Origin of the sequence: Nonomuraea thailandensis (assembly GCF_024172165.1) — a bacterium.
GTDB lineage: Bacteria > Actinomycetota > Actinomycetes > Streptosporangiales > Streptosporangiaceae > Nonomuraea > Nonomuraea thailandensis.
On the sequence record NZ_JAMZEB010000002.1, the window covers coordinates 10,074,188 to 10,099,793 of the forward strand.

Consider the following 25,606-nt stretch of genomic DNA (forward strand, 5'->3'; position numbering starts at 1 on the left):
CGGTAACCTGCTGGGTCATGCGGCTCCGTAACCGCTACCTCCTGGTCTCCCGCATCGCCACGGGCGGTATGGGAGAAGTGTGGCGCGCCCGTGACGAGTTGCTCGGGCGCGAGGTGGCGGTGAAGATCCTGCGCAGCCACATCTACGCCGATCCCACCTTCCGCGAGCGGTTCCGCAACGAGGCGCGGCTCACCGCCGCTCTGGCGGACCCCGGGGTGGCGCAGATCTTCGACTACGGCGAGCAGAGCGACCTCGCCTACCTCGTGATGGAGCTGGTGCACGGCGAGCCGCTGTCGGCCATCCTGGCGCGCAACGGGGCCATCGGCCCCGAAGTGGCGCTCGACGTGGTGCACCAGACGGCCAAGGCGCTGCACGTGGCTCACTCGGCGGGCATCATCCACCGCGACATCAAGCCCGGCAACCTGCTCGTCACCCCCGAGGGCACGATCAAGGTGACGGACTTCGGCATCGCGCGGGCCCTGGAGGCGGCGCCGGTGACGCAGACCGGCACCGTGCTCGGCACCGCCCAGTACGTCAGCCCCGAGCAGGCGCAGGGCTTCCCGCTCACGCCCGCGACGGACCTGTACTCCCTGGGCGTGGTGGCCTACGAGTGCCTGACGGGACGCACGCCGTTCCGCGGCGACAGCCAGGTGGCGATCGCGCTGCAGCACCTCAACGAGCAGCCGCCGCCGCTCGGCGTGGACGTGCCCGCGCAGGTGCGGGAGCTGGTCATGGCGCTGCTGGCCAAGGAGCCGGCGCAGCGCCCCGGCTCGGCGCTGGAGGTGGCCGACCGGGCGTACGTGCTGCGCGAGTCGCTGGCGGGCGTCGAGCACGTGCCCGAGCTCAGCATGCTCACCGACCCCGGCGGCTTCCGCGTGCGCGAGCCGGCACCCGAGGACGAGCGGGAGACCGACGACCTCGCCCCGACCACCACGGTGCAGGAGCGGCCGTCGGGCGGGCGCAGGGGCGCCAGGACGCTGGCGCTGGTCGCCACGGCGGGCTGCGTGGCGGCGGTGGGGCTCACGGCGGTGACGTTCGCCAACCGCGAGCAGCCGAGCACGGCGCCCGAGGTGGCGGAGCCGTCGCAGGCGCCGGCCACCGCCACGCCGACGCAGCCCCGGGTGCGGCCGACGAAGACGAAGACGAAGACGCGGCGGCCCCCGGTGGTTCCGGTGAAGTCGACGAACCCTATACCCTCGCCGTCGGCTACCGTAAGCAAGTCGGCTACTCCTACCAAGAAGCCGACGCCGAAACCGACCCGGACCACCACCACCCGGCCCCCTACGCCCACCCCGACGACCCCGACGCCCACCACTACACCGACAACTCCGACACCCACCGCCTCGCCGGACCCGGGTGATACGAACCCGCCCAAGGAGGAGACGTGATGCGCCATGGGGTCGATGATGGACACCGGCGGCCCCCCGAGCAGGCCGGTACCCAAGATGAACGGTAAGGGACAGTGCAGGAAATGACTCAGCCTCGGCTACTCGGAGGTCGCTACGAGCTCGACGGTGTCGTCGGGCGCGGCGGCATGGCCGAGGTGTATCGCGCCCGAGACATCCGGCTGGACCGCATAGTCGCGATCAAGACCCTCCGCTCCGACCTGGCGCGCGACCACACCTTCCAGGCCCGGTTCCGCCGTGAGGCGCAGTCGGCGGCCTCCCTGAACCACCCGGCCGTCGTCGCCGTCTACGACACCGGCGAGGACGTCACCGACGGCACCCCCGTGCCGTACATCGTGATGGAGTACGTCGACGGCAGGACGCTGCGCGACCTGCTGCGCCAGGACCGGCGGCTGCTGCCCGAGCGGGCGACGGAGCTGGTCGACGGCATCCTGCGCGCGCTCGACTACAGCCACCGCGGCGGCATCGTGCACCGCGACATCAAGCCGGCCAACGTGATGATCACGCGCGCCGGCGACGTCAAGGTGATGGACTTCGGCATCGCGCGCGCGATGGCCGACTCCGCGGCCACGATGACGCAGACGGCGCAGGTGATCGGCACCGCCCAGTACCTGTCGCCGGAGCAGGCGCGCGGCGAGCGGGTCGACGCGCGCAGCGACATCTACTCCACCGGCTGCGTGCTGTACGAGCTGCTGACCGGCCAGCCGCCGTTCACCGGCGACTCCCCGGTCGCGATCGCCTACCAGCACGTGCGCGAGGACCCGATCCCGCCGTCCCAGATCGACCCGGAGATCCCGCAGTGGGCCGACGCCATCGTGCTCAAGGCGATGGCCAAGGACCCGGCGCACCGCTACCAGAACGCGGGCGAGATGCGCGCCGACATCCAGCGCGCGATGTCCGGCATGCCGGTCGACGCCCAGACGATGGCGATGACGGGCAACTACGGCCAGGGCACGCGCATGATGACCGCCACGCAGGCGGCTCAGGGCCCCTCCACGCAGCGCACCACCGCGGTCCCACCGTACGAGTACGACGAGGGCGGCGGGCGCGGCGGCCGGCGCAGGGCGTCCAGCGGCGGCAACGCGCTCAAGACGGCGCTGTGGATCATCATTCCGCTGCTCATCATCGGCGGGTTCATCACGGTCGGCTACGTGGTGTTCAGCGGCGGCGGGGGCACGCAGGCCGACAGCCAAGTGCAGATCCCCGATCTGGCCTCGCAGGAGCGGTCGTACGCCGAGGGGCAGCTCACCGACCTCCAGCTCAAGGTCGAGGTGGTCCAGGAGGCGAGCACCGACGTCGAGAAGGACGCCGTCATCCGGACGGACCCCAAGGCCGGCACCAAGGTCGAGAAGAACTCGGCGGTCAAGCTCGTCGTCTCCAGCGGCCCCAAGAAGGTCAAGGTGCCCGACAACCTCGTCGGCATGCCGCAGGCGGACGCCGTGAAGGCCCTGGAAGAGGCGGGCCTGACCGGCGTCGTCAAGACGCGCAACTCCGCCAAGCCGCAGGGCACGGTCGTCGCCACCGACCCCAAGGCCGGCACGGAGGTCGAGGAGGGCGGCTCCGTCACCCTCTTCGTCCCGAAGGCGCTCATCGAGGTGCCCAGCGTGATGGGCCTCACCGAGGCCGACGCCAAGGCGCAGCTCGAAGGCGCGGGTCTCAAGACCCGGGTCGTCCGGCAGGCGTCGAACGAGGTCCCCGAGGGCACCGTGGTGCAGCAGAACCCCGGTGAGGGCGCCAAGGTGGCGTCCAACACGGCGATCACGATCGTGGTCTCGACCGGTCCCGAGGACCAGCCGACCGACGGGTTCCCGACGGACCAGCCGACGGACGACTTCCCATCGGACCAGCCCACCGACGACTTCCCGTCGGACGAGCCGACGGAAGACAACCCGATCGGTGACGACGGCCTCGGCGGCGACTTCAACGGCTGAGGTCCCGCACGCACGGCGAAGGGCCGCCCTCCGGGGCGGCCCTTCCGCATGTACGGGGGCTTGCGCGGACCGCGGGAGCAGCGAGCCCGCGGGAGCAGCGAGTGCCGCGCGAACAACGAACGCCCCCGCCGCTCGGGGGCAACGGCGGGGACGCTCACTTGTACGTCGCTCTGCGCGAGACGTTTGTTACACGATTCCGCGCAGCCAATTTTCGAGCAGCCGATGACCATGCTCGGACAAGACGGACTCGGGGTGGAACTGGATGCCCTCGATGGGCGCCACCCGGTGCCGCAGGCCCATGATGACGCCGTCCTGCGTGCGGGCGGTCACGTCGAGCACGTCGGGCACGGTCTCGGGCAGCACGGCCAGCGAGTGGTAGCGGGTCATCCGCACGGGTGAGGGCAGGGTCTCGAAGACGCCCTTGCCGTCGTGCGTGACGGCGCTGGTCCGGCCGTGGAAGAGGTCGGGGGCGCGGGTCACGGTGGCGCCGTAGGCCACGGCGATGGCCTGGTGGCCGAGGCAGACGCCGAGCAGCGGCCGGTTGCTCGCGGCCGCGTGGCGCACCAGGGGGACGCTCACGCCGGCCGCCTCGGGGGTGCCGGGGCCCGGGCTGATGAGCACGCCGTCGAAGCCGTCGGCGTCGTGCACGCGTACGTCGTCGCGCGGCCGCACGTCGCAGTCGGCGCCGAGCTCGCGCAGGTACTGCACGATCGTGTGGACGAAGCTGTCGTGGTTGTCCACGACCAGCACGCTCGTCATTTCCTTACGGTCACCTCGTCCAGCGTCACCACGGGCTCCAGGAGCGGGAACACCGCATACCAGAGTACGGCCCCCGCGGCGGCGACCAGCGCGACGGCCGTCAGGACGCGGGTGCCCGGGCGGCCGGGCAGCTTGCGCCAGAGCCAGGCGTACATGTCACTCCTCGCGTGGTTCGCTCTCCTTCAGCACGCCGTAGACGATGAGGCGCTCGGCGGCCGAGTATTCGGGATGGCAGGTGGACAGCGTGATGAAGGCGCGGATGGGGCGGATGTCCGGCTTGCCGGGCACGGGGGCGAGCACGTCGATCTCGTCGGGCTTGACGATGTCCTGCGAGGTGACGCGGTAGGTGTGGCGGGCGTCGCCGGTCTCGACCACGATCTCGTCGTCGCGTTCGAGCTCGTCGATCTCGTTGAACGGGGCCGCGTACGTGGTGCGGTGCCCGGAGAGCACGAAGTTGCCCACCTGGCCGGGCATGGCGCTGTCGGGGTAGTGGCCGGGGCCCTTCTTGAGCTGCTCGGCCGCGACGCCCTCGACCACGGCGTACTGGTAGTCGCGGCCGAGCCTGGGGATGCGCAGCATCGCCAGCGCCTGACCGGGCCGGACCCGCACCTGACCTGGCTTCTTGTCGGCCAGCTCGCGGCGCAGCAGCGACTGCTGGCTCTGGGTGTAGGCGCCGGTGCCCCAGAGCAGGTACGCGCAGAACAGCATGAGGATCAGGCCCGCGGTGATGCTGAGCTCCCCCACGGCCCGGAGCGTGGCCCGCATGCGTTCAGCGTATTCGGCAGCGATGCGGGCCCCGGGGATCGCCATGTCGTGCGCGTGGCGACTATCCTGGGGCACGCTTCAACTACGCTAAATCGAAGAGCCTGTGGACGATCCGGATGCCCAGGCCCTCAGCAGGAGTTATCCAGTGCCCAAGTCCAAGGCTCGCAAGAAGGCGGTCTACACGCCGCCGCAGAGGTCTCAGCAGGTCAAGGTCAGCCCGCGCTGGCTGGCCCCCACGATGGTCGCCGCGTGGATCATCGGCATCCTGTGGATCGCGATCTATTACGTCGCACCACGGGCGCCGTTCTTCAGCGATCTCCAGAACTGGAACCTGTTGATCGGGTTTGTTTTCATCATCTTCGGTGTGGTTCTTTCCACCCGCTGGCGTTAGTTCTTTCCACAGCCTTTTCCACAGCCTGGGGAAGCTCAGGGCGCGGTGAGGATGGCTGACGTCCTGGCCAGCACGAGGACGGCCAGCAGCACCACTACCGCCACGATCGCCAGCACCTGCCACAGGGTCCTGTTGTTCTTGGGGGCGTAGGCCAGCGCCCCCGCCAGCAGCGATCCGGTGATCAGGCCGCCGATGTGCCCGGTCCAGCTGATGCCGGGGACCAGGAACGTGATCGCCAGGTTGAGCGCGATGAGCACGGCCATGCCGCGCACGTCCATGTTGAGCTTGCGGCCGATCACGAACACCGCGCCGAACAGGCCGAAGATGGCGCCTGAAGCGCCGACCGTGGCCTGGAGGAGCGGATCGACCCAGAGGCTGAGCACCGAGCCGCCGAGCGCGCTGATCAGGTAGAGGGCCGTGAAGCGAACATGGCCGAAGGCGCGCTCCAGGTAGGGACCGACCACGTAGAGCGCCCAGCAGTTGAACAGGATGTGGAAGATCGAGCCGTGCACGAAGGCTGCGCTGATCAGGCGGTAGTACTCGCCGAAGACGGCGACTCTGCCCGGCCCCATCTGCAGCAGGTCGGTGACCAGGCCTCCGGTGAGGTACTGGCCGCCGAAGATCAGCACGTTGGCGATCAGCAGGACGTACGTCACGATCGGGGTGCGGACGACGTTGCCGCCGAAGGTGGATCTGGCCTGGCGGATGCCCTTGTTGCCTTCGGCGACGCACTCGGGGCACTGGAAGCCGACGGCGGCGTCACGCATGCAGTCGGGGCAGATGGGACGCTCGCAACGCTGGCAGCGTACCCAGGTCTCCCTGTCGGGGTGCCGGTAGCACGTGGGCACCGCCTCAGCGGGCTGCTCGGGCTGCGGGGGCGGGCTCGGCGGCTGGCTGGTCATGACCGAAGCCTATGGCTTGCGCGACCGTGCCGCGTGGGGCCGGGCGTCGGCCCGGGCCCCTCGGCGTAGCGGGGGCGCCGGGCCGGCGACGGGCGGGGCCGTCAGGCCTGGACGCGCTCGATGGTGACCGACTCCAGGACGACGTCCTCCGCAGGGCGGTCGCGGTGGTCGGTGCGGGTCTTGGCGATGGCGTCGACGATCTCCTGGCCCTCGACGACCTCACCGAAGATCGTGTGCTTGCCGTTGAGGTGCGGCGTCGGCACGACCGTGATGAAGAACTGCGAGCCGTTGGTGCCCTTGCCGAACCGGATGCCGGCGTTGGCCATGGCGAGCAGGTACGGGCGGTTGAAGTAGAGCTCCGGGTGGATCTCGTCGTCGAACTCGTAGCCGGGGCCGCCGATGCCCTGACCGAGCGGGTCGCCGCCCTGGATCATGAAGCCGGAGATCACCCGGTGGAAGATCGTGCCGTCGTAGTAGCGGCCGGTGCTCTTCTCGCCGGTGCCGGGATGCGTCCACTCGCGGGAGCCTTCGGCCAGCTCCACGAAGTTGCGCACCGTTTTCGGCGCCTTGGTGGGGAAGAGTTCTACCTTGATATTGCCGCGGTTGGTCTGCAGGTTAGCGATCAGCTTCTCAGCCACGAGACAGCTGCCCCCCTCTATGCACAGGGTTGGTTTTGTGGTGTTTTGAGGATTATGGCCGTACGGCCTCCAGAGCCATCCTCCCATGGACGGCGATGATTGAGCCGCCTTGTCCGGGGCAGGTCAGGCTGCGGGGCCCCAACGACAGGGGAGGTTGTCGTGTCCCTGAGAATGAAGAGACGCCGCGTGGTCATCGAAGTACCCGCCACGTGGATGGGTCGCATGAAGGACCAGGCCGTACGAACCGGCCGCCGGATGCAGCCCATGGCGGACCAGGCCAAGGTGGCCGCCGCCCATCGGATCGAAGACGCCCGATACTGGGCGGCGCCACGGCTGGAGTCCGCGGCGCACGGGTTCGAGGAGCAGATCGCACCCAAGGTCAGCTCCATGCTGACCAATGCGGCCAGGCGAATCGATCCCAAGCCGTCGCGGTCGCGGCGGTGGCCGATGCTCGCTCTGCTGACCGGCCTTGCGGTGGGAACGATCGGTTACATGTTCTACCGCCGCAACGCTCAGCAGTGGACCGAGCACATGAAGGACTCCGCCTCCGATGCCTCACGCTGGGTTGATGAGAAGGCTGACAGGGCATCCGAGTCCTCGGACCGCATGGCGGCCAAGGTGTCTGACAAGGCGGATGAGGCGTCACGCAGAATGTCGTGACCGCCCCTGCACGCCGGTGGCGCGCCCCCGTGACGATCTTCGTCACGGGGGCGCGCTCCTGTGTGCGGCGTGTCGGGCGCGACCCGTTGACGTACGACCAAGCGCTTGTTAGAAAGCCGGGCATGGCGCTGTCACCGCTCGACGACTACCCCGTCCACCAGGCCGCCCAGGTCATGCGGCACGTGACCACCGGAGACCGCAACTTCTACGACCGCTACTACTTCAACTGCCACGCCGCCTCCGACGAGCTCATGCTGATCGTCGGCCTCGGCCAGTACCCCAACCTGGGCGTCACCGACGCCTTCGCCTGCGTCCGCACGCCGGACCTGCACAGGGTCGTGCGCGCTTCACGCGAGCTGGGCGCCGACCGCATGGACACGCGGGTCGGGCCGTTCCGGGTCGAGGTCGTCGAGGGGCTCAAGCGGCTCAGGGTGATCCTGGAGCCGAACGAGCACGGCCTGTCCTTCGACCTCCTGTGGGAAGGGACGATCCCGGCCGTGCTGGAGCCGCGGCACTTCCTGCGGTGGCAGGAGCGGGTGGTGTTCGACTCCGTACGGATGGCCCAGACGGGCCGCTGGTCCGGACAGATCAGGATCGGGGACGAGGAGATCTTCGTCACACCCGATCGCTGGATGGGCACCAGGGACCGCTCATGGGGGATCAGGCCCGTCGGCGAGCCGGAGCCGCCGGGAATCATGACCAAGAACTCCGGGACGTTCTACTGGCTCTACGCGCCGATGCGCTTCGACGACCACGCCATCCTCTGCATCGTCCAGGAGGACGAGCGCGGCCGCCGGCTGCTGGAGGAGGCCGTCCGCGTGTGGCCCGACGGCCGCGAGGAGGAGTACCTCGGCAGACCGGAGTACCGCCCGGTCTACGCCCCCGGCACGCGCGACGTCGTCGAGGCCACCATCACGTTCGCGCCGCCCGGCGGCAAGCCGTTCGACGTGCGCTGCACGCCGCTGCTGCCCGTTCATCTCATGGTGGGCACCGGGTACGGGCTGGAGCAGGAGTGGCGGCACGGGATGTACCAGGGGGCCGGGCCCGTCGTGCAGGGCGTGACGTACCGGCTGCCCGACGACGCCGCCAGGATGTGGGGGCTGGTGGACGCCGTCGGGCGGTTCGAGTACGACGGGCTCGTGGGCCACGGACTCTTCGAGTACTGGGCGCTGGGGCCGCACCCGTCGTTCCCCGCCTGAGCCCGGGACCGCCTACTCCTCGGGCTTCTTACAGATGATCTTGACGGTCTCGGCCGGGCCGCCCTCGGGCGGGGTCACGCCCTCGGCACGATCGGCACCCTCGACGCCCTCGACGCCCTCGGCGGGCAGGGCGGGCGTGGCGGGCACCGCCTTCAGGAAGTCGTCCGACGAGAGCTTCTCGGCCTCCTCCGGCGAGAGCTCCTTCAGCTTGGCGAGCTTCTCGGCCGCCTCGGGCGGCAGCTCCTTGACCTTGGAGAGCTTCTCGATCTCCTCGGGCGAGAGCGGCTCGGCCCTCTTGACCGCCACGCCCCCGTCGGGCAGCCGCTCGACCTTCACCGCACCGTTCTCGTCGAGGCGCGTCACCTTGCCGTCGGGCCCGGCCACGAAGCCCTTCTTGGCCGGCAGCGCCTGGGCCAGCTCGACGACCTTGCCGTCGGCCGTCGTGCAGGTCACCTTCGCGCCCGGAGCCGGGGTGGGCTCGTCGGCCATGGCGGAGCCCGCCAGGCCGGTGACGGCGAGCACGGCGACCGTGCCGAGCACCGCGAGACGACGCTTGAACATGGATTCTCCTCAACTGGGGACAACCGAACGCCCCGAGGATGGCCGCTCGTACCTGAAGTGACCCTGAAGAGCGCCTAAATGATCTTCAGGTTGGCTTTAGGTGCCCTGAGGCACCCTGGACGCGTGCGAGTGTTACTGGTGGAGGACGAGGAGCGGCTGGCCGACCTGGTCAAGGGCGGGCTGGCGGGCGAGGGTTTCGCGGTGGACGTGGCCCACGACGGCCGCGACGGCCTGTGGATGGCCACCGAGAACACCTACGACGTGATCGTCCTGGACGTGATGCTGCCCAGGCTGAACGGCTACGCGGTCTGCTCCAGGCTGCGCGAGGCGGGCGACTGGACGCCGATCATGATGCTCACGGCCAAGGACGGCATCTACGACGAGGCCGAGGCGCTGGACAACGGGGCCGACGACTACCTGGCCAAACCCTTCTCGTACGTGGTCCTGCTGGCCAGGCTGCGCGCATTGGTGCGGCGCGGCGGGCGCGAGCGGCCGGTGTCGATCAGCGTCGGCGACCTCGTGATCGACCCGGCGGGGCTGCGCTGCCGCAGGGGCGAGGCGGGGATCCAGCTCACGCCGAAGGAGTTCGCGGTGCTGCACGCGCTCGCGCGCCGGGCCGGGGAGGTGGTCTCCAAGAGCGAGCTGCTGGCCCAGGCGTGGGACTTCTCCTACGACGGCGACCCGAACATCGTCGAGGTCTACATCAGCGCGCTGCGCCGCAAGATCGACGTGCCGTTCGGCAGGACGACGTTGATGACGGTGCGCGGCGCCGGATACCGGCTGGAGGCCGCGTGAGCCGCTGGGAGTGGGCGGTGGCGGGGCTGTCCTCCGTCCGCCTGCGGGCCACCGTGGCGGCCACACTCGTGGTGGCGCTGGCCCTGGGCCTGGCGACGCTCGTCCTGGTGCTGGCGCTGCGTGGCACCCTGGTGAGCACCGCCGACGCCGCGGCGGCCAAGAAGGCCATGGCGGCGGCCCCGTACGCGGGGACGGTCGAGCTCAAGCAGGCCGACGAGCCCGGGATGCGACCGGTGACGCCCGCCAAGCCGGTGGAGACCGCCCCGCCCGTCAAGGGCAAGGGCGGCGAGGTGTACCTGAGTGACGGCAAAGTGGTGCGGATGGCCGACCCCGACCTCCTGGTGACCAAGAAGCAGGCCGCCGTGGCCGCCGGGTGGGCGGACCCCGGCGAGTACGCGGTCGCCGGCATCGAGGTGGCCACCGCGACCGGGCCCGCCATGGTGATGGCCCGGGTGTCGCTGGACAACATGCAGCAGGCCCTCCAGACGCTGTACCAGGCCCTGCTGCCCGGCGTGCCCGCGCTGCTGGCCGTGGTGGCGGGGATGACGTGGCTCTCGGTGGGCCGGGCGCTCGGCCCCGTGGCGGCGATCAGGGCCAAGGTGGCCGACATCACGGCCCGCGACCTGAACCAGCGGGTGCCCGTACCCCGCTCCAAGGACGAGATCGCCGCGCTGGCGACCACCGTGAACGGCACGCTCGACCGGCTGGAGACGGCCGTGGAGCGGCACAAGAGGTTCGTCGCCGACGCCGCGCACGAGCTGCGCAGCCCCATCGCGACGCTGCGGGCCCGGCTGGAGCTGGCCGAGCCCAGCGAGCTCACCGAGGAGGCCCTGGCCGACGTCGAGCGCCTGCAGTCGCTGGCGGCCGACCTGCTCATGCTGGCCAAGCTGGACGCCGGCGAGCCGCTGCGCGTGGCCGAGCTGGACCTGGGGCAGGTGGCCGCCGAGGCGGCGCTGCGGGCCAGGCGCCGCCCCGAGGTGCGGGTGGAGCTGGACGTCGAGCCCGACGTGGTGCTGAAGGGGTCGAGCGCGCACCTCGACCGCCTGGTGACGAACCTGGCCGACAACGCCGTACGGCACGCCGCCTCGACCGTACGGGTCCGCGTGGCCGCCGAGGGCGGGCAGGCGGTGCTGGAGGTGTCGGACGACGGGCCGGGGATCCCGCCCGGTCAGCGGGAGGCGGTGTTCGGCCGGTTCACCCGGCTGGACGAGGCGCGGGCCAGGGACGCGGGCGGCGCCGGGCTGGGGCTGCCGATCGCGCGGGACATCGCCCTCCTGCACGAGGGGTCGCTCGTGTACGGCGACCGGGGCTTCGTCGCGTGTTTCCCGCTACCTGACGGGTAGCGCGTAGTTCGTGCTGCTCCTGATGACCATGAAACCGGCCCGCTCGTACACGCCGACGGCGCCCGTCGGGTTGTCGAGGTCCACGTTCAGCCCGGCGTCGCGATATCCCTGGCGGGCGAAGGCGGCCAGCGCGTGAGCGATCAGCGCGCTCGCCACGCCCCTGCCGCGCCACTCCCGCAGCGTGCCGATGATCATGATGTGGGCCTGCTCCCCGGCGGCGTGAGTGATCAGCGCGCCCACCACCTGGCCCCCGGCCAGGGCCAGGAACGAGGACAGGGGGCGGAAGTTGCGCGTGCCGGTGATGTGGGCGGCCCAGCTCTCCCTGGTGTGCGGCACGGTGCCCCAATGGTCCCTGAACGACTCGTTGCGCACGTGACGGGCGCCGTCGTCCAGCTCGGGGGTCCAGGTGGCGATCGTCACCCCATCGGGGGCCCTGGGCTCGGGCAGGGTGTCCTTCAGGCCCCGCTCCATGAGCGCGAACCTGCGCACGGCGGCGAAGCCGGCACCCCTGGCCAGCGCGTGGACCCCCGGGTCGTGGTCGTCCGCGGCGAGGTGGATCTCCGCGGGGACGCCGGGGAAGGCCCGCTCGCTGAGCAGCGGCGCCGCGCCGACGGCCCAGCCGACGATCCGCCTGCCGATTCCCCGCCTGCGGTAGGCCGGGTGCACGCCGCCCCACAACCGCAGCACGTGCAGCCCGCCCTCCGCGGACTGCCTGACCGTCAGGTGGCCGAAGGCCGCGACGCGTTCGCCGTCCCTGGCCACGAGCGTGCTCCCGGCCAGGTCGATCGGGCGGTGGAAGAGCTGCTCGCGCACGTCCTCGACGCTGAACGGCTCACCGGTGCCGTCGGCGTCCGCCATCGCGGCCCACAGGCCGGCCAGCGAGCGGGCGTCCTCCTGTGTCAGCGGCCCCCATTCCATGCGGGTGGCCTAGGCGTCGAGCTGCATGAAGGCGCGGGCGATCGCCTGGCGGGAGACGTCCTCCGGGTAGGGGAAGGACGTGATCATGTCGCGCAGCCCCTCCACGTGGGCCCGCTTGGCCAGGTCGGCCACCAGGGCCAGCTCGTCGTGCTGCGCCAGCACGTACGACCGGTCCACCACCGCGCCGTGCCCCGGCACGATCACCGGCTCGGGCATCTCGTTGAGCATCGCCGCCAGCGTGCCCGGCCAGTCGAGCGGGTAGGAGTCGCCGAACGCCGGCGGCGCCCCCTCCTCCACCAGGTCACCGGCGAACACCACGCCCGCGTCGGGCACGTGCGCCACCACGTCGTTGCTGCTGTGCCCGAGCCCGAAGTGGCGCAGGTTCACGATGCGCCCGCCGATGTCGAGGCCGGCCGCCACCGTGAACGTGTGGTCGGGCGGCACGATCGCCACCTCCTCCAGCTCCTCCCGCAGCTCCGGCCGCCGCTCGATCAGGACGGCGCGCTGCTGCTCCCCGTCCGCCTCGATCTCCTCGACGCACCTGGCATGGCCCCAGATCTCGGCGGGCTGGAAGATCGCGTTGCCGAAGCAGTGGTCGAAGTGGGAGTGGCTGTTGACGACCGTCCAGGGGCTGGCCGTGATCGTACGGACCGCCTCGACGAGGTCGCGCGCCTCCCGGTGCGAGCTCCGGGTGTCGAGCACCAGACAGTGCCCGTCGCCCACGATCAGTCCCGTGTTGAGGTCGTACGACTCATGACGCCGGACGTAGACGCGGTCACCGACCTCCTGCCATGGCTCGTTCATGCCAGGAACCCTACTTTTAGGATCTAGGTATGGCATATGACTTCCAGGTCGTCATCGACTCGGGCGACCCGCACCCCCTGGCCGACTGGTGGGCCGACGCGCTCGGCTGGCAGGTGGAGGCGCAGGACGAGTCGTTCATCAGGGAGTTGATCGAGAAGGGTCACGCCTCCGAGGACGACACGACGACGCACAACGGCGCGCTGGTGTGGAAGGCGGGCGCGGCCATCAGGCACCCCGACGGCCTCGAACGTGCTCCGCGCGTGCTGTTCCAGCTCGTGCCCGAGCCCAAGTCGGTCAAGAACCGCGCGCACCTCGACATCCGGGCCGGGGCCGGCAACATCGAGGCGGAGGTCGCGCGGCTGACCGCCAGGGGCGCCAAGGAGCTGCACAGGGGCCGCCAGGGGCCCAACTGGTGGGTCACGCTGGCCGACCCGGAGGGCAACGAGTTCTGCGTGTCCTGATCAGCTTCGCAGGTACGCCAGCACCGCCAGCACCCTGCGGTGCCCGTCGGCGGCGGGCGGCAGGTCGAGCTTGGTGAAGATGTTGGCGATGTGCTTGGCCACGGCCGCCTCGGTGACGAAGAGCTCCCTGGCGATCGACGCGTTCGTGCGGCCCTCGGCGATCAGGCCGAGCACCTCCTGCTCGCGCGGGGTGAGCCTGGCCAGCGGGTCGCGCCGCCGCCTCAGGAGCTGGCGCACCACCTCGGGGTCCACGACCGTGCCGCCGCCCGCCACGCGGTCGAGGGCCTCGACGAACTCGCGCACGTCGCCGATGCGGTCCTTCAGCAGGTAGCCGACGCCCGCGCCGCCGCCGGACTCCAGCAGCTCGGCGGCGTACGTCTGCTCCACGTACTGGCTGAGCACCAGCACCGCCAGCTCCGGGTCGCGGGCGCGCAGCTCCAGCGCGGCGCGCAGGCCCTCGTCGGCGAAGCCGGGCGGCATGCGCACGTCGGTCACCACGGCCTTGGGGCGGTGCTCGGCCACGGCCTCGACCAGGGCGGTCGCGTCGCCGACGGAGGCGACGACGGTGTGGCCGAAGCGTTCGAGCAGCCCGGCCAGGCCCTCCCTGAGCAGGACGGCGTCCTCGGCGATCACCACGCGCACGGTCTCTTCCCTTCCTTCGCGCTCAGCACGGGATCTCCGCCCGCAGGCGGGTCGGGCCGCCGGGCGGGCTCGACAGGGACAGTCTCCCCTCGACCACGGACAGCCGGTCCGCCAGGCCCGTCAGCCCCGACCCGGTGGCGGGGTCGGCCCCGCCGACGCCGTCGTCGCGCACCTCGACGACGAGCGTGCCGCGCTCGATCCGGCCGGTGACGGCTCCCCTGGTGGCCCCGCTGTGCTTGGCGAGGTTCGCCAGGGCCTCGCTGACCACGTAGTACGCCGTCACCTCGACCGGAGCGGGCAGCCGGGCCGGCAGGTCGACGTCCACGTCCACCGGCACGGGCGAGCGCCCTGCCACGTCCCGCACCGCCGCGGCCAGCCCCCGGTCGGTGAGCACCGGGGAGTGCACGCCCCTGATCAGCTCGCGCAGCTCGGCCAGCGCCTGCTTGGCCTCGTCGTGGGCCTGCCGGATCAGGCGGGCCGGCTCCGACCCCTCGGGCAGGTCCAGGCCGGCGATGCCGAGCGACATGGACAGCGCGACCAGCCGCTGCTGGGCGCCGTCGTGCAGGTCCCGCTCGATCCTGCGGCGCTCCATCTCGAACGCGTCCACCAGCCGCGCCCGCGACCGCAGCACCTCGGTGAGCTCGGACTGCGCCGGCGCCAGGATCGCGCGGGCCATCGCGCCGCGCGCGCCCGCCCAGGCGGTGATCGTGTACGCGGCGACGGGCAGCAGCAGCACGCCCGCGATGGAGGCGAGCACGCCGACGATCGGCGCCACCTCGGCCTGCAGCACCGGGGACAGCGCCAGGATCAGCGGCCCGCCGATCGTGAACGCCAGCATGACCAGATCGATCCACCACAACACGAGCAGAGTCATGATCGCCAGCCCGGCCTCGCGCCAGCGCCGGTGCGGCGCCTCGGGCAGGGGGACCACGTCCACCAGGCGCAGGCGGAGGCGTTCGAAGGGAGCGATCAGCAGGCTGCCCACGGCCAGCGCGGCCAGGCCCGTGACGACGCCGAGGGGAGCGCCGACGAGCGTGCCGCTGATGGAGGCCGCCACGATCAGCCCCGCCACCACGCCCGGGACGGCGCTGGCCGCCAGGTACACCGCGCCGCGCCAGGGCCAGGCGGAGGCCAGGAACGGCAGCGGATGCCGGGTCAGGGCTTCGAGCGCGGTCCTGTTGAGCACCTTGTGACCGTATCGGCCGAGGTCAGGGGCACGCAGTAGTGCTAGGGATAGCTTCCGCGCCCGTCACCCGGACGGCCCCGATGCCGCCGGCGTGCTGGTCGCCGCGGGGCGCCGGACGTAGGGCAGCACCCCGATCTGGAAGTCGTCCTCGTAGATGATCGTGCCGGGGTCGGGCGAGCGCACGACGTCGTACGCGACGCCGTACCGGCGCAGCAGATCCTCCAGCGGCGCGAGCGCGTCGATGAGGGAGGCCGCGCCGGGCTTGAACCAGGGGACGGCGCGGATGGTGTTGCCGTCGGCGTAGAAGGGCGGGTACGGCAACCGCGCGATGAACCAGTCGTCCACCGTCGTGAACAGCTCGTCGTCCGCCGGGGTGAGCCGACCGGCGCTGCGGAGATGGTGACAGGCGGCGAAGATGCCCACGGGCACGCCGAGCCGTCCGTAGTAGCGGACCTGGAACCGTACAAAAGGGCCGCCGTCGCCTTGGCGCAGGGGTGCGCGGCTTCCATGAGTCACATGGCTGGGTCTACCCCGTCCGATGCGCGAGCCCACGAACGCATACCCTACGGACACGCTTGTCGCACGCCGCGGTCAGACGTTCGCGGCTCCCCGCCGGCCGAACTGGTCCGCCACGGCGTCGAACACGGGCACCGCCGCGCCCGGATCCGCGACCTGCGCCTTCGGCAGCCCGAGCTGCGGGTCGAAGCACTCGAACCCGGACTCGCGCTCCACCACCGACGCCACCTCGTACAGCAGGCCGACGACCCGCCTGGCGTCCTCGCCGTGGGTCCAGTAGGGCACGCTCATCTCCCAGCCGCCCTCCCAGTGGTTGACGGAGATGCCGGTGCCCTCGTGGTCCAGCTCCCAGTTCGGCGGGTACTCGACGATGCGCACCTCGCCGAGCAGGGCGCGGGTGCCGACGACGATGTCGCCCCAGGCCCTCAGGTCGGGCTGCAGGGCGCCGGGGGCCGCGTCCAGCGCCTCGTCCCAGGACTGGCCGGGGTCGCGGCGGTAGAAGTACAGGTCGTAGCTCATGGTGGACGAAGGCTACCGATCTTGACCCCCGCGGCGGAAGTCGAGACCCTCGAACGCGCCCGACTCGCGCCAGCCGTCGATGAAGGCGAAGTACGCCATCGCCCCGTGCGGGTGGCCGACGCCCAGCCAGCTCTTCCTGCCGGGGTCCTGGCCCTCGTTGTTGTAGTAGCCGGGCGTGCAGTCCTGGGAGCCCAGCAGGCGGCCGGTGCCCGACAGGAGGAGCTCCACCCAGGCCTCCTCCGCCTCCCTCGTGGCCTCGACCTCCGCGTACCCGTGGTCGAGGGCGTGCCTGACGGTGACGGCGATGGTCCTGCCGGCCTCCGTCAGGTTGTGCGGGATGTTGGAGATGAGGTTGGCGGCCTGCGTCGGCTGGACGAGGAAGGCGTTGGGGAAGCCGTGCACGTGCACGCCGTGCAGCGTGCGCATGCCGTCGGCCCAGTGCTCCGACAGCCGGACGCCGCCGCGCCCGGTCAGGTCGTAGCCGGCGCGGCGGGTGTAGTCGGTGCCGACCTCGAAGCCCGAGGCGTAGATGACGCAGTCCACCTCGTACTCCCGGCCCGCCACCACCACGCCCCGCTCCGTGATGCGCTCGACGCCCTTGCCGCCGGTGTCGACGAGGTGGGTGTTCGGCCGGTTGAACGCCTGGAGGTACTCGTCGTGGAAGCAGGGGCGCTTGCAGAGCTGGCGGTACCAGGCCTTCAGGGCGTGCGCCGTCGCCGGGTCGGCCACGACGGCGTCCACGCGGGCGCGGATCTCCTCCATCTTCTCGAAGTCGGAGTCCTCGAAGGCGGCCAGCATGCTCTCCTGGGTGAGCTCCTCGGGGCGCAGGTGCTCGATCCTGGCGCGGAAGCGGCGGGAGATGTCGGTCCAGCCGTCCATGACCAGGTCCTCCTCGGCCGGGGCGCCGGTCTGGTTGGCCGTGAAGTTCTCCAGCCAGCGCTGCTGCCAGCCGGGCGTCGCGACCGTGGCGAACCACTCGGGGTCGGTCGGCCGGTTGTCGCGCACGTCCACGGAGGACGGCGTGCGCTGGAAGACGTACAGCTCGCCGCAGGCTCTGGCCAGGTGCGGCACGCACTGCACGGCGGTGGCGCCGGTGCCGATGACGGCCACCCGCTTGTCGGCCAGCCGGTCCATGGGCGCGCCCGAGGGGTCGCCGCCCGTGTACGCGTAGTCCCAGCGGCTGGTGTGGAAGGCGTGGCCGCGGAAGTCGTCGATGCCCGGGATGCCGGGGAGCTTGGGCACGTGCAGCGGCCCGATGCCCATGGCGACGAACTGGGCGGTGAACGCGTCGCCGCGGTCGGTCCTGATCACCCAGCGGGAGCGGGTCTCGTCCCAGGTCAGGTCCGTGACCTCGGTGTGGAGGAGGGCGTGGTCGTACAGGCCGTAGTGCTTGCCGATGCGGCGGCAGTGCTCCAGGATCTCGGGCGCGTGCGCGTACTTCTCGGTCGGCATGTGGCCGGTCTCCTCGAGCAGCGGCATGTACACGAACGAGGCCGTGTCGCACTGCGCTCCCGGGTAGCGGTTCCAGTACCAGGTGCCGCCGAAGTCGCCGCCCTTCTCCACGATGCGCACGTCCTCGACCCCGGCCTCCTTGAGCCGGGCGCCGGTGACGAGCCCGGCGAAGCCGCCGCCGATGAAGGCGACCGTCACGTGGTCGGTCTTGGGGTCGCGCTCGATCCGCGGGGTGTAGGGGTCGTCGAGGTAGTGGGCGAAGCGGCCGGTGAGGCGGAGGTACTGGTCGTTGCCGTCGGGACGCAGCCGCTTGTCGCGTTCCTCGCGATATTTCCGGCGCAGGGCTTCCTTGTCGATGGTCATGGATGTCCTCCGCGAGAGGCGACGACAGATTGGCGACCCAAATTCCAGAATGTCATTCGGTAATGGCGCCGACAAGAGGGACGCGCGCGTTTCGGACGGACGGGAGCCTGCCTGCGGTATCCCCGCTCGGTGACCGGGATGTCCACTATTGTGGGGGCCCGGACACACGAGGAAGCGGATCTGTCTTGGCCCATCGCGCACTGGTCATCGCCATGTTGCCGGCGATCGGGCTGCGGGTGCTCGCGGTGCTCGGCTTCCCGCCCGCCATCCTCTTCTACGGCGACTCCTTCGCCTTCCTCAAGGAGGAGCTGGCGCCGGGCACCGCGCGCCCCTCCGGCTACTCCCTGCTGCTGGCGCTGCTGCGGCCCGCGCACAGCCTCACACTCGTGACGGTCCTGCAGCACCTGCTCATGCTCGCGCTCGCCGTGGCCCTGTACGCGCTGCTGCGCCGCCGCGGCCTGCCAGGCTGGGGCGCGGCGCTGCTGGTCACGCCGCTGCTCTACGACGAGTTCCTCATCCTGCTCGAACACATGATCATGGCGGACGCCGTCTTCGTCGTGCTCGTCTCGGCGGCCATCGCCCTGATCGTCTGGCGGGTCACCCCGGCCACGGCCGCCGTGGGCGGGATGTTGCTGGGCCTGGCCGGGATCACCAGGACCGTCGGCCTGCCGCTGCTGCTGCTGACCGCCGCGTACCTGCTGGTCAGGCGGTACGGCTGGCGCCCCCTGGTGGCGCTGCTGGTGGCCGGGACGATCCCGCTCGGCGCGTACGCGACCTGGATGAAGGTGGAGAAGGGCAAGTTCGGCCTCACCGAGGCCGACGGGAACTTCCTGTGGTCCAGGACCATGAGCTTCGCCGACTGCGCGGTCATCAAGCCGCCGGAGCGGCTGTCCGTGCTCTGCCCCGGCATGCCGGTCGAGCAGCGGCCATATCCGCCGCACTGGTTGTGGGAGAGCTTCTCACCGCTGCTCAAGGTGCCGGGCACGGCCAACAGGAACCAGCTCGCCGGGGAGTTCGCCAGGCAGGCCATCCTCGCGCAGCCGGGCGCGTACCTGGGGGCGGTGGCGACCGACCTCAAGCAGTTGCTGCGCTGGGAGCGCACGGCGGTGGACGAGAAGACGCCGTACAAGCTGCCCGCCTCCGAGCGGCCGATCAGCGAGTCGGTGCGCGGGGTGGCCGAGTCGTACGAGGCGGGCCCGGCGGCGACGCGGGTGGTGGAGCCGTACGCCGGGTGGCTGCGGGCCTACCAGCGCTTCGGGTACGTGCCGTTCCCCCTGCTCATGCTGGCCCTGGTCGGGACGCTGGCGGCGGCGCTGGTCCGGCGGCGCTGGGACGCGCTGCTGCCCGGGCTGGCCGCGCTCGCGCTGGTCGCCTCGCCGCCGTTCCTGGCGGCCTTCGACGTGCGGTACGTGATCCCGGCGATCCCGCTGATCTGCCTGGCGGCGGGGCTGACCCTGGCCGCCAGGGGGGATCGGGCCGCGCCGGCGGCGGAGCGGGAAGCGGTCGAGGTGGCCTGAATGTTACGGTGCCCCGAAGGTGACGCTCACAGGTGATGGGAAGCTATGACGGAGGCCGGGCCGACGGGTGACGACCTGGTCGAGATGCTCGCGGCGCTGGCCAACCCGCTGCGGCTGCGCATCATCGCCCGGCTCGCGGCCGGGCGCGACTACGTGAGCCACCTGGCCCGCGAGATCGGCGTCAGCCGCCCGCTGCTGCACATGCACCTGCGCCGGCTGGAGGCCGCGGGGCTGATCGCCGGCAGCCTGGAGCTGTCGGACGACGGCAAGGCCATGAAGTACTACGAGGTCACGGACTTCAGCCTGCACCTGACCGCCGCGGCGCTGGCCGAGGCGGCCAAGACTCTCACGAGGCCGGACCCCGAGGAGGGCTCCTGATGTCGTACACCTGGCCCGAGGTGATCTTCTTTCTCGGGGTGCTGATCCTCGTCACGTTCCTGATCAGCGTCTTCACCGTGGGGATGTTCGAGTCCCGCAAGTCCAGGCGGCAGGCCGACGCGGCCGAGGAGCTGCGGGGGCTCGTGGAGCGGTTCGAGGAGCTCGCCCGCAGCACGGTGGAGACGCAGGAGCGCATGGCCGCCGAGCTGGCGGAGCTGCGCTCCCGCACGGAGTCGATCGAGCGGATCTTACGGACCGTGGAGTGAGACCGGACCGTGGAGTGACGCCTTCCTACGGGGTGACGGGGGAGGCGTCGAAGCGGGTGACGAAGCGACGCTGCCACGGGGTCTCGACCGCGTGCCTGTCGTAGTGCTCGCGCACGTAGGCCACCGCGCGGTCGCCGGGGACGCCGTCGAGCATCGCCAGGCAGGCCAGGGCCGTGCCGGTGCGGCCCTTGCCGCCGCCGCAGGCCACCTCGACGCGCTCGGTGGCGGCGCGGCTCCACGCCTCGCGCAGGGCCTCGGCCGCGGCCGCGCGGTCGGCTGGAAGCCAGAAGTCGGGCCAGCGCACCCAGCGGTGCTCCCACTCGACCCCCGGTGGCTCCTTGCCGAGCAGGTAGAGGGCGAAGGCGGGCCGCGCGCCCGCCGGGAGCGGGTGGCGCAGGCCCCTGCCGCGGACGAGGCGGCCCGAGGGCAGGCGCAGCACTCCTGCGGCTGAAGGGTCCCAGGTCTCGGTCATGGAGCCGAGCGTAGCCAGAACGGCCCGGCCCGGAGCGGGCTTCCGCTTTCGGCTGACACCGCTTCGGCGCGAGGCGCTACCAGCCGGCTTCCGCTCCCGATGGCGCAGCACGAGGGCGTGCGCCCCCGGGGCACGCTGGCCGGACCGTGTCACCCACCCGTACGACCTGGGCGGCGCGGTTCCCGCCGGTGAGAGGCTGCTCGGTCATGGCTCCGTGATGCCGCTCAGCCAGCCGCCGGCCAGCTCGGTGACGAGGGCGCCGCCCCGGTCGGTCAGGTGGACGTGGTCCACGAGCAGCTCGCGGCCTCCCGCGCGGGCGATGTCGTCCCAGGTGCGCCCGAGCAGGTAGTGCTGGGCGGCGACGCTGAAGGCGAGCGGGAAGCCGAAGCCGTACGGCGTCCGGGCGCCGTGCCGGAGGATGCCCGCCATGCGCTCGTGCAGGGCGAGGTGGTCGGCCCCCGTCCGGGCGGCGATGTCCTTGATCGCGGCGTTGTAGCGGGTGAGGGTGCGGTTGATCGGGGCGTTCAGGTCCTCGCCGAGGGGGGGCAGGGACATGAGGGCGACGCGGGCGCCGGTGCCGCTCCTGACCCGGTCCACGATGGCGCGCAGGTTGGCGCGGTACTCCTCCAGGGGGACGCCGTCGCGTACGTCGTTGGTGCCGATGAGGAGCGTCACCGCGGCCGGGCGGCAGGCCACGATGTCGGTGTCGACGCGCTGGAGCAGGTCGGCGGTGGTGTTGCCGTTGCTGCCCGCGTTGACGAACTCGTAGGCGGGGAACGCGGCGCGCAGCGAGGCCACCCAGTCGGCGCCGAGCGAGCCCTGCGTCATGCTGGCCCCGGCCGCCACGACGCGCGGCCGGGTCGCCCCCGTCGCGCAGGCGTCGGCGGGCGGGTTGTCGGCGGGGCGCAGGAAGGTGAGGTAGACGACGGTCCCGGCGGCGCAGAGCGCGGCGGCCAGCAGCAGGCTGATGGTGATGACGATGGGCTTCTTCACGGTCAGTACCCCACGGAGATGGTGTGGCCGGCCGTGGCCGGGTCGTCGAGTGCGGCGAGGATGGCGTGGGCGAGGTCGGCTCGGGCGATGGTGATGCCGCCGCGCACGTTCCGGTCGACGGCGCTCCGGTACGGGCGGCGGGCGCCGTCCGTCAGGCGCGGCGGCCTCATGATCGTCCAGTCCAGCCCGCTGCCGCGGACGATCTCCTCGGTACGGGCGAAGTCGGCGAAGCCCTCGCGCAGGAAGCGTCGCAGCAGCGGCTTCACCAGGACGCGGTTCAGCAGGTCGTCCCCGGCGTCCACGACGTGACCGCCGGCGGTGACCACGACCAGGCGGCGCGCCCTGGCGGCGCGCATCGCGGCGGCGATCGAATGCGCGCCCTCGGCGCACACCTGCCCGGCGCCGCGCCCGCGCGGGCCCAGCGCCGAGATCACGGCGTCCCGGCCCGCCACGCTCGCCTCGATGGCCTCGGGCCGCATGACGTCGGCGACCACCGGTTCGAGGCTGCCGGAGGAGGGGAGCCCGGCGGGGTCGCGGACGACGGCGGTGACGTGGTGCCCGGCTTCAAGTGCCTGCTCCACGACGTGCCGGCCGGTGCCGCCCGTCGCTCCAAAGATGGTGATCTTCATCTAGACTCCTGGTTGGTAAACACTCACTAACCTCGATCGCAGGCTAGTGAGTGTTTACTAACCATGTCAACGGCGAGAGGGCGACCATGGGCACCAGAGACGTGATCCTCGACGCGGCGGCCGAGGTCATGGCCGAGCGAGGCCTGGCCAACGTGACCACGCGACAGATCGCACGGGCCGCCGGGTTCACCGAGGCGGCCCTGTACAAGCACTTCCCCAGCAAGGCCGACCTGATGGTGGCCGTGATGCGGGAGCGTTCACCCGACTTCTCCCCGCTCGCGGGAGCGCTGCGCGGCGGGGGCGACCTGGTGGCGGCTCTCACCGCCGTGGCCAGAGCGGCCATCGAGCTGTACCGGGCCGGGTTCCCCATGTTCGCCTCGGTGTTCGCCGACCCGGCCACCCTGACCGCGCACAAGGAGGAGCTGCGGCAGGAGGGGGCCGGGCCGCACAGGCCGAACGAGGCGCTGGCCGCCTACCTGCGCGCCGAGCAGGCGGCGGGGCGGGTGCGGGCCGAAGCGGACGTGCGGGCGGCGGCGGGGCTGCTGCTCGGGGCCTGCTTCCAGCACGCGTTCCTGGGGCACATGTCGGAGGCGGGGTTCAGGGACGACGAGGAGGCGGCGGCCGCGTTCGTCCGCACGCTGCTCGGCACTCTCACCCCCGCGCCGCCACCGTGTCCGCCGCCCACCGCCTGACGCGGTCCTCGTGCCCCTTCGCGGGGAAGGTGCCGTCCAGGGCGACGTCGGTGATCGTCGTGGCGTACTCGGCCGGCGTGGCGTCGTTCGTCCGCTTCGCGTGCGCGTGCGCGGCCCCCGCGGCGGCGTCCGCCAGCGAGCGCCACCGTACGTCGCGCAGCACACGCGGGGGCGTGAAACCCACGGGAGTGAAGCGGAAGCAGCCCGGCTCGGCGACGAAGCCGGCCGTGGCGATCAGCCGGCCCTTGTGACGGACCTGCGCGCCGGATTTCAGAAGAACGTCACCGAGCGATCGCTCAGCCGGTGCCGGTGCACCCACCACAACGCCGCCTGGGCGGCCAGCAGGAACGGCAGGATCGGCAGCGCCACCATCGTGAGCCCGCCGATCGTGCTCTCCCCCGCCACCCCTTCGAGCAACCGCCCGGCCATCAGCGCTCCGGCGGTCAGCGGCAGGCAGAGCGCGGCGAGCGCCGTCCCGGCGAAGGCCGCGCCGTCGCGGCCCTTCCTGAAGGCCCGCCAGGCCACGGCGACGGCGGCCGGGCCGGCGAGACCGGGGACGAGGGCGAGGGGCGCGAACCCGGACGCGGAGGCGAGCGGGGCCGTGACGACCAGCGCCGGCAGGAGCACCAGCACGACGGGCGCCAGCCGCTCGCCCGCGCGCCTGGCCCGCTCGCGCAGCTCGCCGGTCGTGCGCAGCGCCAGGAACGCCGCGCCGTGCAGGCCGAAGAGCGCCACCGTGGCCAGCGCGCCGAGCAGCGCGTACGGGTTCAGCAGCCACAGCACGCCGTCCCCTGGCTCCTGGACGGCGTTGCCGAGGAAGAGTCCGGCCGCCGCGGCGAAGACCGCGCTCGCGACCGCCTGGGCCGTCTCCCACCGCCGCTGCCAGCCGGCCTCCGGCCTGCGCGCGCGGAACCACATCCCGAGGTCGCGGACGAACCACGCCGCGACCATCACCACGATCACCGGGTACAGCGCGGTGAACAGCACTGCCTCGGCGTCGGGGAACGTGACCGCCAGCACGCCGGCGAAGGCGATCAGCCAGACCTCGCCGGCCAGGAAGAACGGGCCGATGGCGGCGACCACCCGGCGCCTGCCCCGGGCGTCGCCGCGCAGCACGGCCAGGAACATGCCCGCGCCGAGGGCGAACCCGTCGAGCGCGTGCCAGCCGGCCAGCAGCAGGCCGACGACGATCAGCCAGACGATCTCCATCAGCGCTCCCTGACCAGTTCCTCGTCCCCCAGGACACTTCCGAGCACGAGCGAGCGCGGCCCCGCCTTCGCGATCCTGGCGATCAGGAGGTAGCCGACGACCACCAGCGTCACGTACAGGGTCGTGAAGATCACCAGCGAGGCCAGGACGCTCGCGGTGCTGACGTCCGAGACGGCCTCGCTCGTGGGCAGGACGTCGTAGACGGCCCAGGGTTGCCGCCCGATCTCGCGGACCGTCCAGCCGAGGATCACGGTCAGGAACGGCAGCGGGATCGTCCAGACCCCGACCCCGAGCAGGAACCGCCGCCGCTCGATGCGGCCCCGGCCGATCAGCACGATGGGGACGAGCGCGAAGAGCACGTACAGGTAGGCGACCGACAGCATGACGGTGAGCGCGATGGGCACCCACGCGGGCGCCAGGTAGTCACCGGGGCCGTGCTCGGCGGCCATGCGCTCGGCGGCGCGCAGGGCCTCCGCGCCGCTCCCGAGCTTGGTCGGCTGGTTGCGCACCACCCACAGCACCGACGCGTCCCCGAAGCCGATGGTGAAGAAGGTGGCGACGTAGCCGACGGTGAGGCCGAGCCGCAGGGACAGGCGGAAGAAGGGCACCTCGCCGGTGCCCCGGCGGAAGTGCCAGGCGCTCACCCCTGCCATGAAGAAGCCGCCGACCATGAGCGCGGCGGGCAGGATGTGCCCCACGGCGAGCAGCGCGGCGGGATTGGTGAACACCGCGCCGACGTCGACCACGCGCAGCGCGTCACCGGCCCGCTCGAAGCCGACCGGGTTCTGCAGGAATCCGTTCGCGACCACGATGAGGTACGCCGAGCCGATCGCCGCGATCGCCACGACGTAGAAGGTCAGCAGGTGCACCACCTTCGGCAGCCGGCCCCAGCCGAAGATCCAGAGCCCGAGGAACGTCGACTCGACGAAGAAGGCGTAGAGCGTCTCCATCGCCATGGGCGCGCCGAAGAGCTCACCGGCGAAGTGCGTCAGCCCGCTCCAGTTGAGGCCGAACTGGAACTCCAGCAGCAGGCCGGAGATGATGCCGAGGCCGTAGTTGACGATGTAGATCTGTCCCCAGAACTTCGTCAGCCGCTCGTGCAGGGGGTTGCCCCGCACGACCCAGAGCGTCTGCAGGAACGCGATCAGCGGGGCGAGGCCGAGCGTCAGGGCGACGAAGAGGAAGTGCAGGCTCGTGGTGATCCCGAACTCGAGCCGAGCCAGGTCGAGCGCGTCCACG

Annotated in this window: 31 protein-coding genes; 12 read left to right on the top strand and 19 right to left on the bottom strand. The window is 71.7% G+C overall.

The genetic code is table 11. From position 1 onward, the window contains the following. Positions 1–17 precede the first annotated feature (17 nt). Both HD597_RS50615 and pknB read left to right on the top strand, forming a co-directional pair. Positions 18–1,388 (top strand): serine/threonine-protein kinase, encoded by a 1,371-nt coding sequence (locus HD597_RS50615; protein ID WP_253754567.1) that lies wholly within the window; start codon positions 18–20, stop codon positions 1,386–1,388. An 83-nt stretch (positions 1,389–1,471) separates the two neighbouring features. Beyond that, entirely contained in the window at positions 1,472–3,337 is a 1,866-nt protein-coding gene (pknB, locus tag HD597_RS50620; RefSeq protein WP_253754569.1) for a Stk1 family PASTA domain-containing Ser/Thr kinase, read from the top strand. A gap of 186 nt (positions 3,338–3,523) precedes the next feature. Here the strand turns inward: pknB and HD597_RS50625 are convergent, their stop codons facing one another. The 3 genes from HD597_RS50625 to HD597_RS50635 are packed head-to-tail and all read right to left on the bottom strand — an operon-like array spanning position 3,524 to position 4,861. Then, positions 3,524–4,096, bottom strand: coding sequence for an anthranilate synthase component II (locus HD597_RS50625; RefSeq protein WP_253754571.1), 573 nt, complete (start codon positions 4,094–4,096; stop codon positions 3,524–3,526). Continuing rightward, positions 4,093–4,251: a hypothetical protein gene (locus HD597_RS50630; protein ID WP_253754573.1), complete on the bottom strand. Its 159-nt coding sequence runs from the start codon at positions 4,249–4,251 to the stop codon at positions 4,093–4,095. Before HD597_RS50630 ends, HD597_RS50625 begins: the two co-directional genes overlap by 4 nt. A gap of 1 nt (position 4,252) precedes the next feature. Next, positions 4,253–4,861 carry a class E sortase gene (locus HD597_RS50635; protein WP_253754575.1) on the bottom strand — a complete coding sequence of 203 codons (609 nt, stop codon included), beginning with the start codon at positions 4,859–4,861 and terminating at the stop codon, positions 4,253–4,255. Between the two features lie 145 nt (positions 4,862–5,006). On the opposite strand from HD597_RS50635, the gene HD597_RS50640 reads away from it, so the two are divergent. Continuing rightward, positions 5,007–5,252 carry a cell division protein CrgA gene (locus HD597_RS50640; protein ID WP_080047363.1) on the top strand — a complete coding sequence of 82 codons (246 nt, stop codon included), beginning with the start codon at positions 5,007–5,009 and terminating at the stop codon, positions 5,250–5,252. A 35-nt stretch (positions 5,253–5,287) separates the two neighbouring features. Here the strand turns inward: HD597_RS50640 and HD597_RS50645 are convergent, their stop codons facing one another. After that, the gene (locus tag HD597_RS50645) at positions 5,288–6,154 is read right to left on the bottom strand and encodes a rhomboid family intramembrane serine protease (RefSeq protein ID WP_253754576.1); all 867 of its coding nucleotides are present in this window, start codon (positions 6,152–6,154) and stop codon (positions 5,288–5,290) included. A 101-nt stretch (positions 6,155–6,255) separates the two neighbouring features. After that, positions 6,256–6,792 (bottom strand): peptidylprolyl isomerase, encoded by a 537-nt coding sequence (locus tag HD597_RS50650; RefSeq protein ID WP_253754578.1) that lies wholly within the window; start codon positions 6,790–6,792, stop codon positions 6,256–6,258. Between the two features lie 222 nt (positions 6,793–7,014). On the opposite strand from HD597_RS50650, the gene HD597_RS50655 reads away from it, so the two are divergent. Together HD597_RS50655 and HD597_RS50660 are read left to right on the top strand one after the other, a co-directional pair. Then, positions 7,015–7,452, top strand: a complete 438-nt coding sequence (locus HD597_RS50655; RefSeq protein WP_253754580.1) for a YtxH domain-containing protein — start codon at positions 7,015–7,017, stop codon at positions 7,450–7,452. A gap of 122 nt (positions 7,453–7,574) precedes the next feature. Continuing rightward, complete coding sequence (locus HD597_RS50660) at positions 7,575–8,651, top strand: Rv3169 family protein (RefSeq protein ID WP_253754582.1); 1,077 nt, start codon at positions 7,575–7,577, stop codon at positions 8,649–8,651. Between the two features lie 12 nt (positions 8,652–8,663). On the opposite strand, the gene HD597_RS50665 is transcribed toward HD597_RS50660, so the two are convergent. Further along, positions 8,664–9,212, bottom strand: a complete 549-nt coding sequence (locus HD597_RS50665) for a hypothetical protein (protein WP_253754584.1) — start codon at positions 9,210–9,212, stop codon at positions 8,664–8,666. Between the two features lie 123 nt (positions 9,213–9,335). On the opposite strand from HD597_RS50665, the gene HD597_RS50670 reads away from it, so the two are divergent. Both HD597_RS50670 and HD597_RS50675 read left to right on the top strand, forming a co-directional pair. Continuing rightward, positions 9,336–10,007 carry a response regulator transcription factor gene (locus HD597_RS50670; protein ID WP_253754586.1) on the top strand — a complete coding sequence of 224 codons (672 nt, stop codon included), beginning with the start codon at positions 9,336–9,338 and terminating at the stop codon, positions 10,005–10,007. Then, positions 10,004–11,350, top strand: coding sequence for a sensor histidine kinase (locus tag HD597_RS50675; protein WP_253754588.1), 1,347 nt, complete (start codon positions 10,004–10,006; stop codon positions 11,348–11,350). Before HD597_RS50670 ends, HD597_RS50675 begins: the two co-directional genes overlap by 4 nt. Here HD597_RS50675 and HD597_RS50680 read toward each other — a convergent pair. Together HD597_RS50680 and HD597_RS50685 are read right to left on the bottom strand one after the other, a co-directional pair. After that, the gene (locus tag HD597_RS50680; protein ID WP_253754589.1) at positions 11,336–12,268 is read right to left on the bottom strand and encodes a GNAT family N-acetyltransferase; all 933 of its coding nucleotides are present in this window, start codon (positions 12,266–12,268) and stop codon (positions 11,336–11,338) included. The genes HD597_RS50675 and HD597_RS50680 overlap by 15 nt on opposite strands. A gap of 9 nt (positions 12,269–12,277) precedes the next feature. Then, positions 12,278–13,072 carry an MBL fold metallo-hydrolase gene (locus tag HD597_RS50685; RefSeq protein ID WP_253754591.1) on the bottom strand — a complete coding sequence of 265 codons (795 nt, stop codon included), beginning with the start codon at positions 13,070–13,072 and terminating at the stop codon, positions 12,278–12,280. A 29-nt stretch (positions 13,073–13,101) separates the two neighbouring features. On the opposite strand from HD597_RS50685, the gene HD597_RS50690 reads away from it, so the two are divergent. Further along, complete coding sequence (locus HD597_RS50690) at positions 13,102–13,533, top strand: VOC family protein (protein WP_253754593.1); 432 nt, start codon at positions 13,102–13,104, stop codon at positions 13,531–13,533. On the opposite strand, the gene HD597_RS50695 is transcribed toward HD597_RS50690, so the two are convergent. The 5 genes from HD597_RS50695 to HD597_RS50715 form a co-directional block, all read right to left on the bottom strand. Next, the gene (locus tag HD597_RS50695; protein WP_253754595.1) at positions 13,534–14,175 is read right to left on the bottom strand and encodes a response regulator; all 642 of its coding nucleotides are present in this window, start codon (positions 14,173–14,175) and stop codon (positions 13,534–13,536) included. Positions 14,176–14,197: 22 nt separating this feature from the next. Then, complete coding sequence (locus HD597_RS50700) at positions 14,198–15,361, bottom strand: sensor histidine kinase (protein ID WP_253754597.1); 1,164 nt, start codon at positions 15,359–15,361, stop codon at positions 14,198–14,200. 63 nt (positions 15,362–15,424) lie between these two features. After that, on the bottom strand, positions 15,425–15,877 hold the full coding sequence (locus HD597_RS50705) for a hypothetical protein (RefSeq protein WP_253754599.1): 453 nt from the start codon (positions 15,875–15,877) through the stop codon (positions 15,425–15,427). Between the two features lie 75 nt (positions 15,878–15,952). Continuing rightward, the gene (locus HD597_RS50710; protein ID WP_253754601.1) at positions 15,953–16,396 is read right to left on the bottom strand and encodes a hypothetical protein; all 444 of its coding nucleotides are present in this window, start codon (positions 16,394–16,396) and stop codon (positions 15,953–15,955) included. A gap of 12 nt (positions 16,397–16,408) precedes the next feature. Beyond that, positions 16,409–18,211: a flavin-containing monooxygenase gene (locus HD597_RS50715; RefSeq protein WP_253754603.1), complete on the bottom strand. Its 1,803-nt coding sequence runs from the start codon at positions 18,209–18,211 to the stop codon at positions 16,409–16,411. Between the two features lie 185 nt (positions 18,212–18,396). Between HD597_RS50715 and HD597_RS50720 the strand changes: the two genes are divergently transcribed. The 3 genes from HD597_RS50720 to HD597_RS50730 are packed head-to-tail and all read left to right on the top strand — an operon-like array spanning position 18,397 to position 20,372. Then, positions 18,397–19,728, top strand: a complete 1,332-nt coding sequence (locus HD597_RS50720; RefSeq protein ID WP_253754605.1) for a hypothetical protein — start codon at positions 18,397–18,399, stop codon at positions 19,726–19,728. 45 nt (positions 19,729–19,773) lie between these two features. After that, complete coding sequence (locus HD597_RS50725; RefSeq protein WP_253754607.1) at positions 19,774–20,106, top strand: ArsR/SmtB family transcription factor; 333 nt, start codon at positions 19,774–19,776, stop codon at positions 20,104–20,106. Next, entirely contained in the window at positions 20,106–20,372 is a 267-nt protein-coding gene (locus HD597_RS50730; RefSeq protein WP_185111239.1) for a hypothetical protein, read from the top strand. The genes HD597_RS50725 and HD597_RS50730 overlap by 1 nt, the downstream gene beginning before the upstream one ends. A 25-nt stretch (positions 20,373–20,397) precedes the next feature. On the opposite strand, the gene HD597_RS50735 is transcribed toward HD597_RS50730, so the two are convergent. The 3 genes from HD597_RS50735 to HD597_RS50745 form a co-directional block, all read right to left on the bottom strand. Then, positions 20,398–20,844: a protein-tyrosine phosphatase family protein gene (locus tag HD597_RS50735; protein WP_253754610.1), complete on the bottom strand. Its 447-nt coding sequence runs from the start codon at positions 20,842–20,844 to the stop codon at positions 20,398–20,400. A gap of 204 nt (positions 20,845–21,048) precedes the next feature. Beyond that, complete coding sequence (locus HD597_RS50740; protein ID WP_253754612.1) at positions 21,049–21,837, bottom strand: SGNH/GDSL hydrolase family protein; 789 nt, start codon at positions 21,835–21,837, stop codon at positions 21,049–21,051. 2 nt (positions 21,838–21,839) lie between these two features. Next, on the bottom strand, positions 21,840–22,466 hold the full coding sequence (locus tag HD597_RS50745; RefSeq protein ID WP_253754614.1) for an NAD(P)-dependent oxidoreductase: 627 nt from the start codon (positions 22,464–22,466) through the stop codon (positions 21,840–21,842). An 86-nt stretch (positions 22,467–22,552) separates the two neighbouring features. Here HD597_RS50745 and HD597_RS50750 point away from each other — a divergent pair, with 86 nt between their 5' ends. After that, a complete protein-coding gene (locus tag HD597_RS50750; RefSeq protein ID WP_253754616.1) occupies positions 22,553–23,158 on the top strand; it encodes a TetR family transcriptional regulator in 606 nt (201 codons plus the stop codon). On the opposite strand, the gene HD597_RS50755 is transcribed toward HD597_RS50750, so the two are convergent. The 3 genes from HD597_RS50755 to HD597_RS50765 form a co-directional block, all read right to left on the bottom strand. Then, the gene (locus HD597_RS50755; protein WP_253754618.1) at positions 23,118–23,342 is read right to left on the bottom strand and encodes a DUF5946 family protein; all 225 of its coding nucleotides are present in this window, start codon (positions 23,340–23,342) and stop codon (positions 23,118–23,120) included. The two genes, HD597_RS50750 and HD597_RS50755, sit on opposite strands and share 41 nt — an antisense overlap. Before the next feature lie 86 nt (positions 23,343–23,428). Next, the gene (locus HD597_RS50760) at positions 23,429–24,367 is read right to left on the bottom strand and encodes a cytochrome d ubiquinol oxidase subunit II (protein ID WP_253754620.1); all 939 of its coding nucleotides are present in this window, start codon (positions 24,365–24,367) and stop codon (positions 23,429–23,431) included. Continuing rightward, complete coding sequence (locus tag HD597_RS50765; RefSeq protein ID WP_253754622.1) at positions 24,367–25,605, bottom strand: cytochrome ubiquinol oxidase subunit I; 1,239 nt, start codon at positions 25,603–25,605, stop codon at positions 24,367–24,369. The genes HD597_RS50760 and HD597_RS50765 overlap by 1 nt, the downstream gene beginning before the upstream one ends. Position 25,606 lies beyond the last annotated feature (1 nt).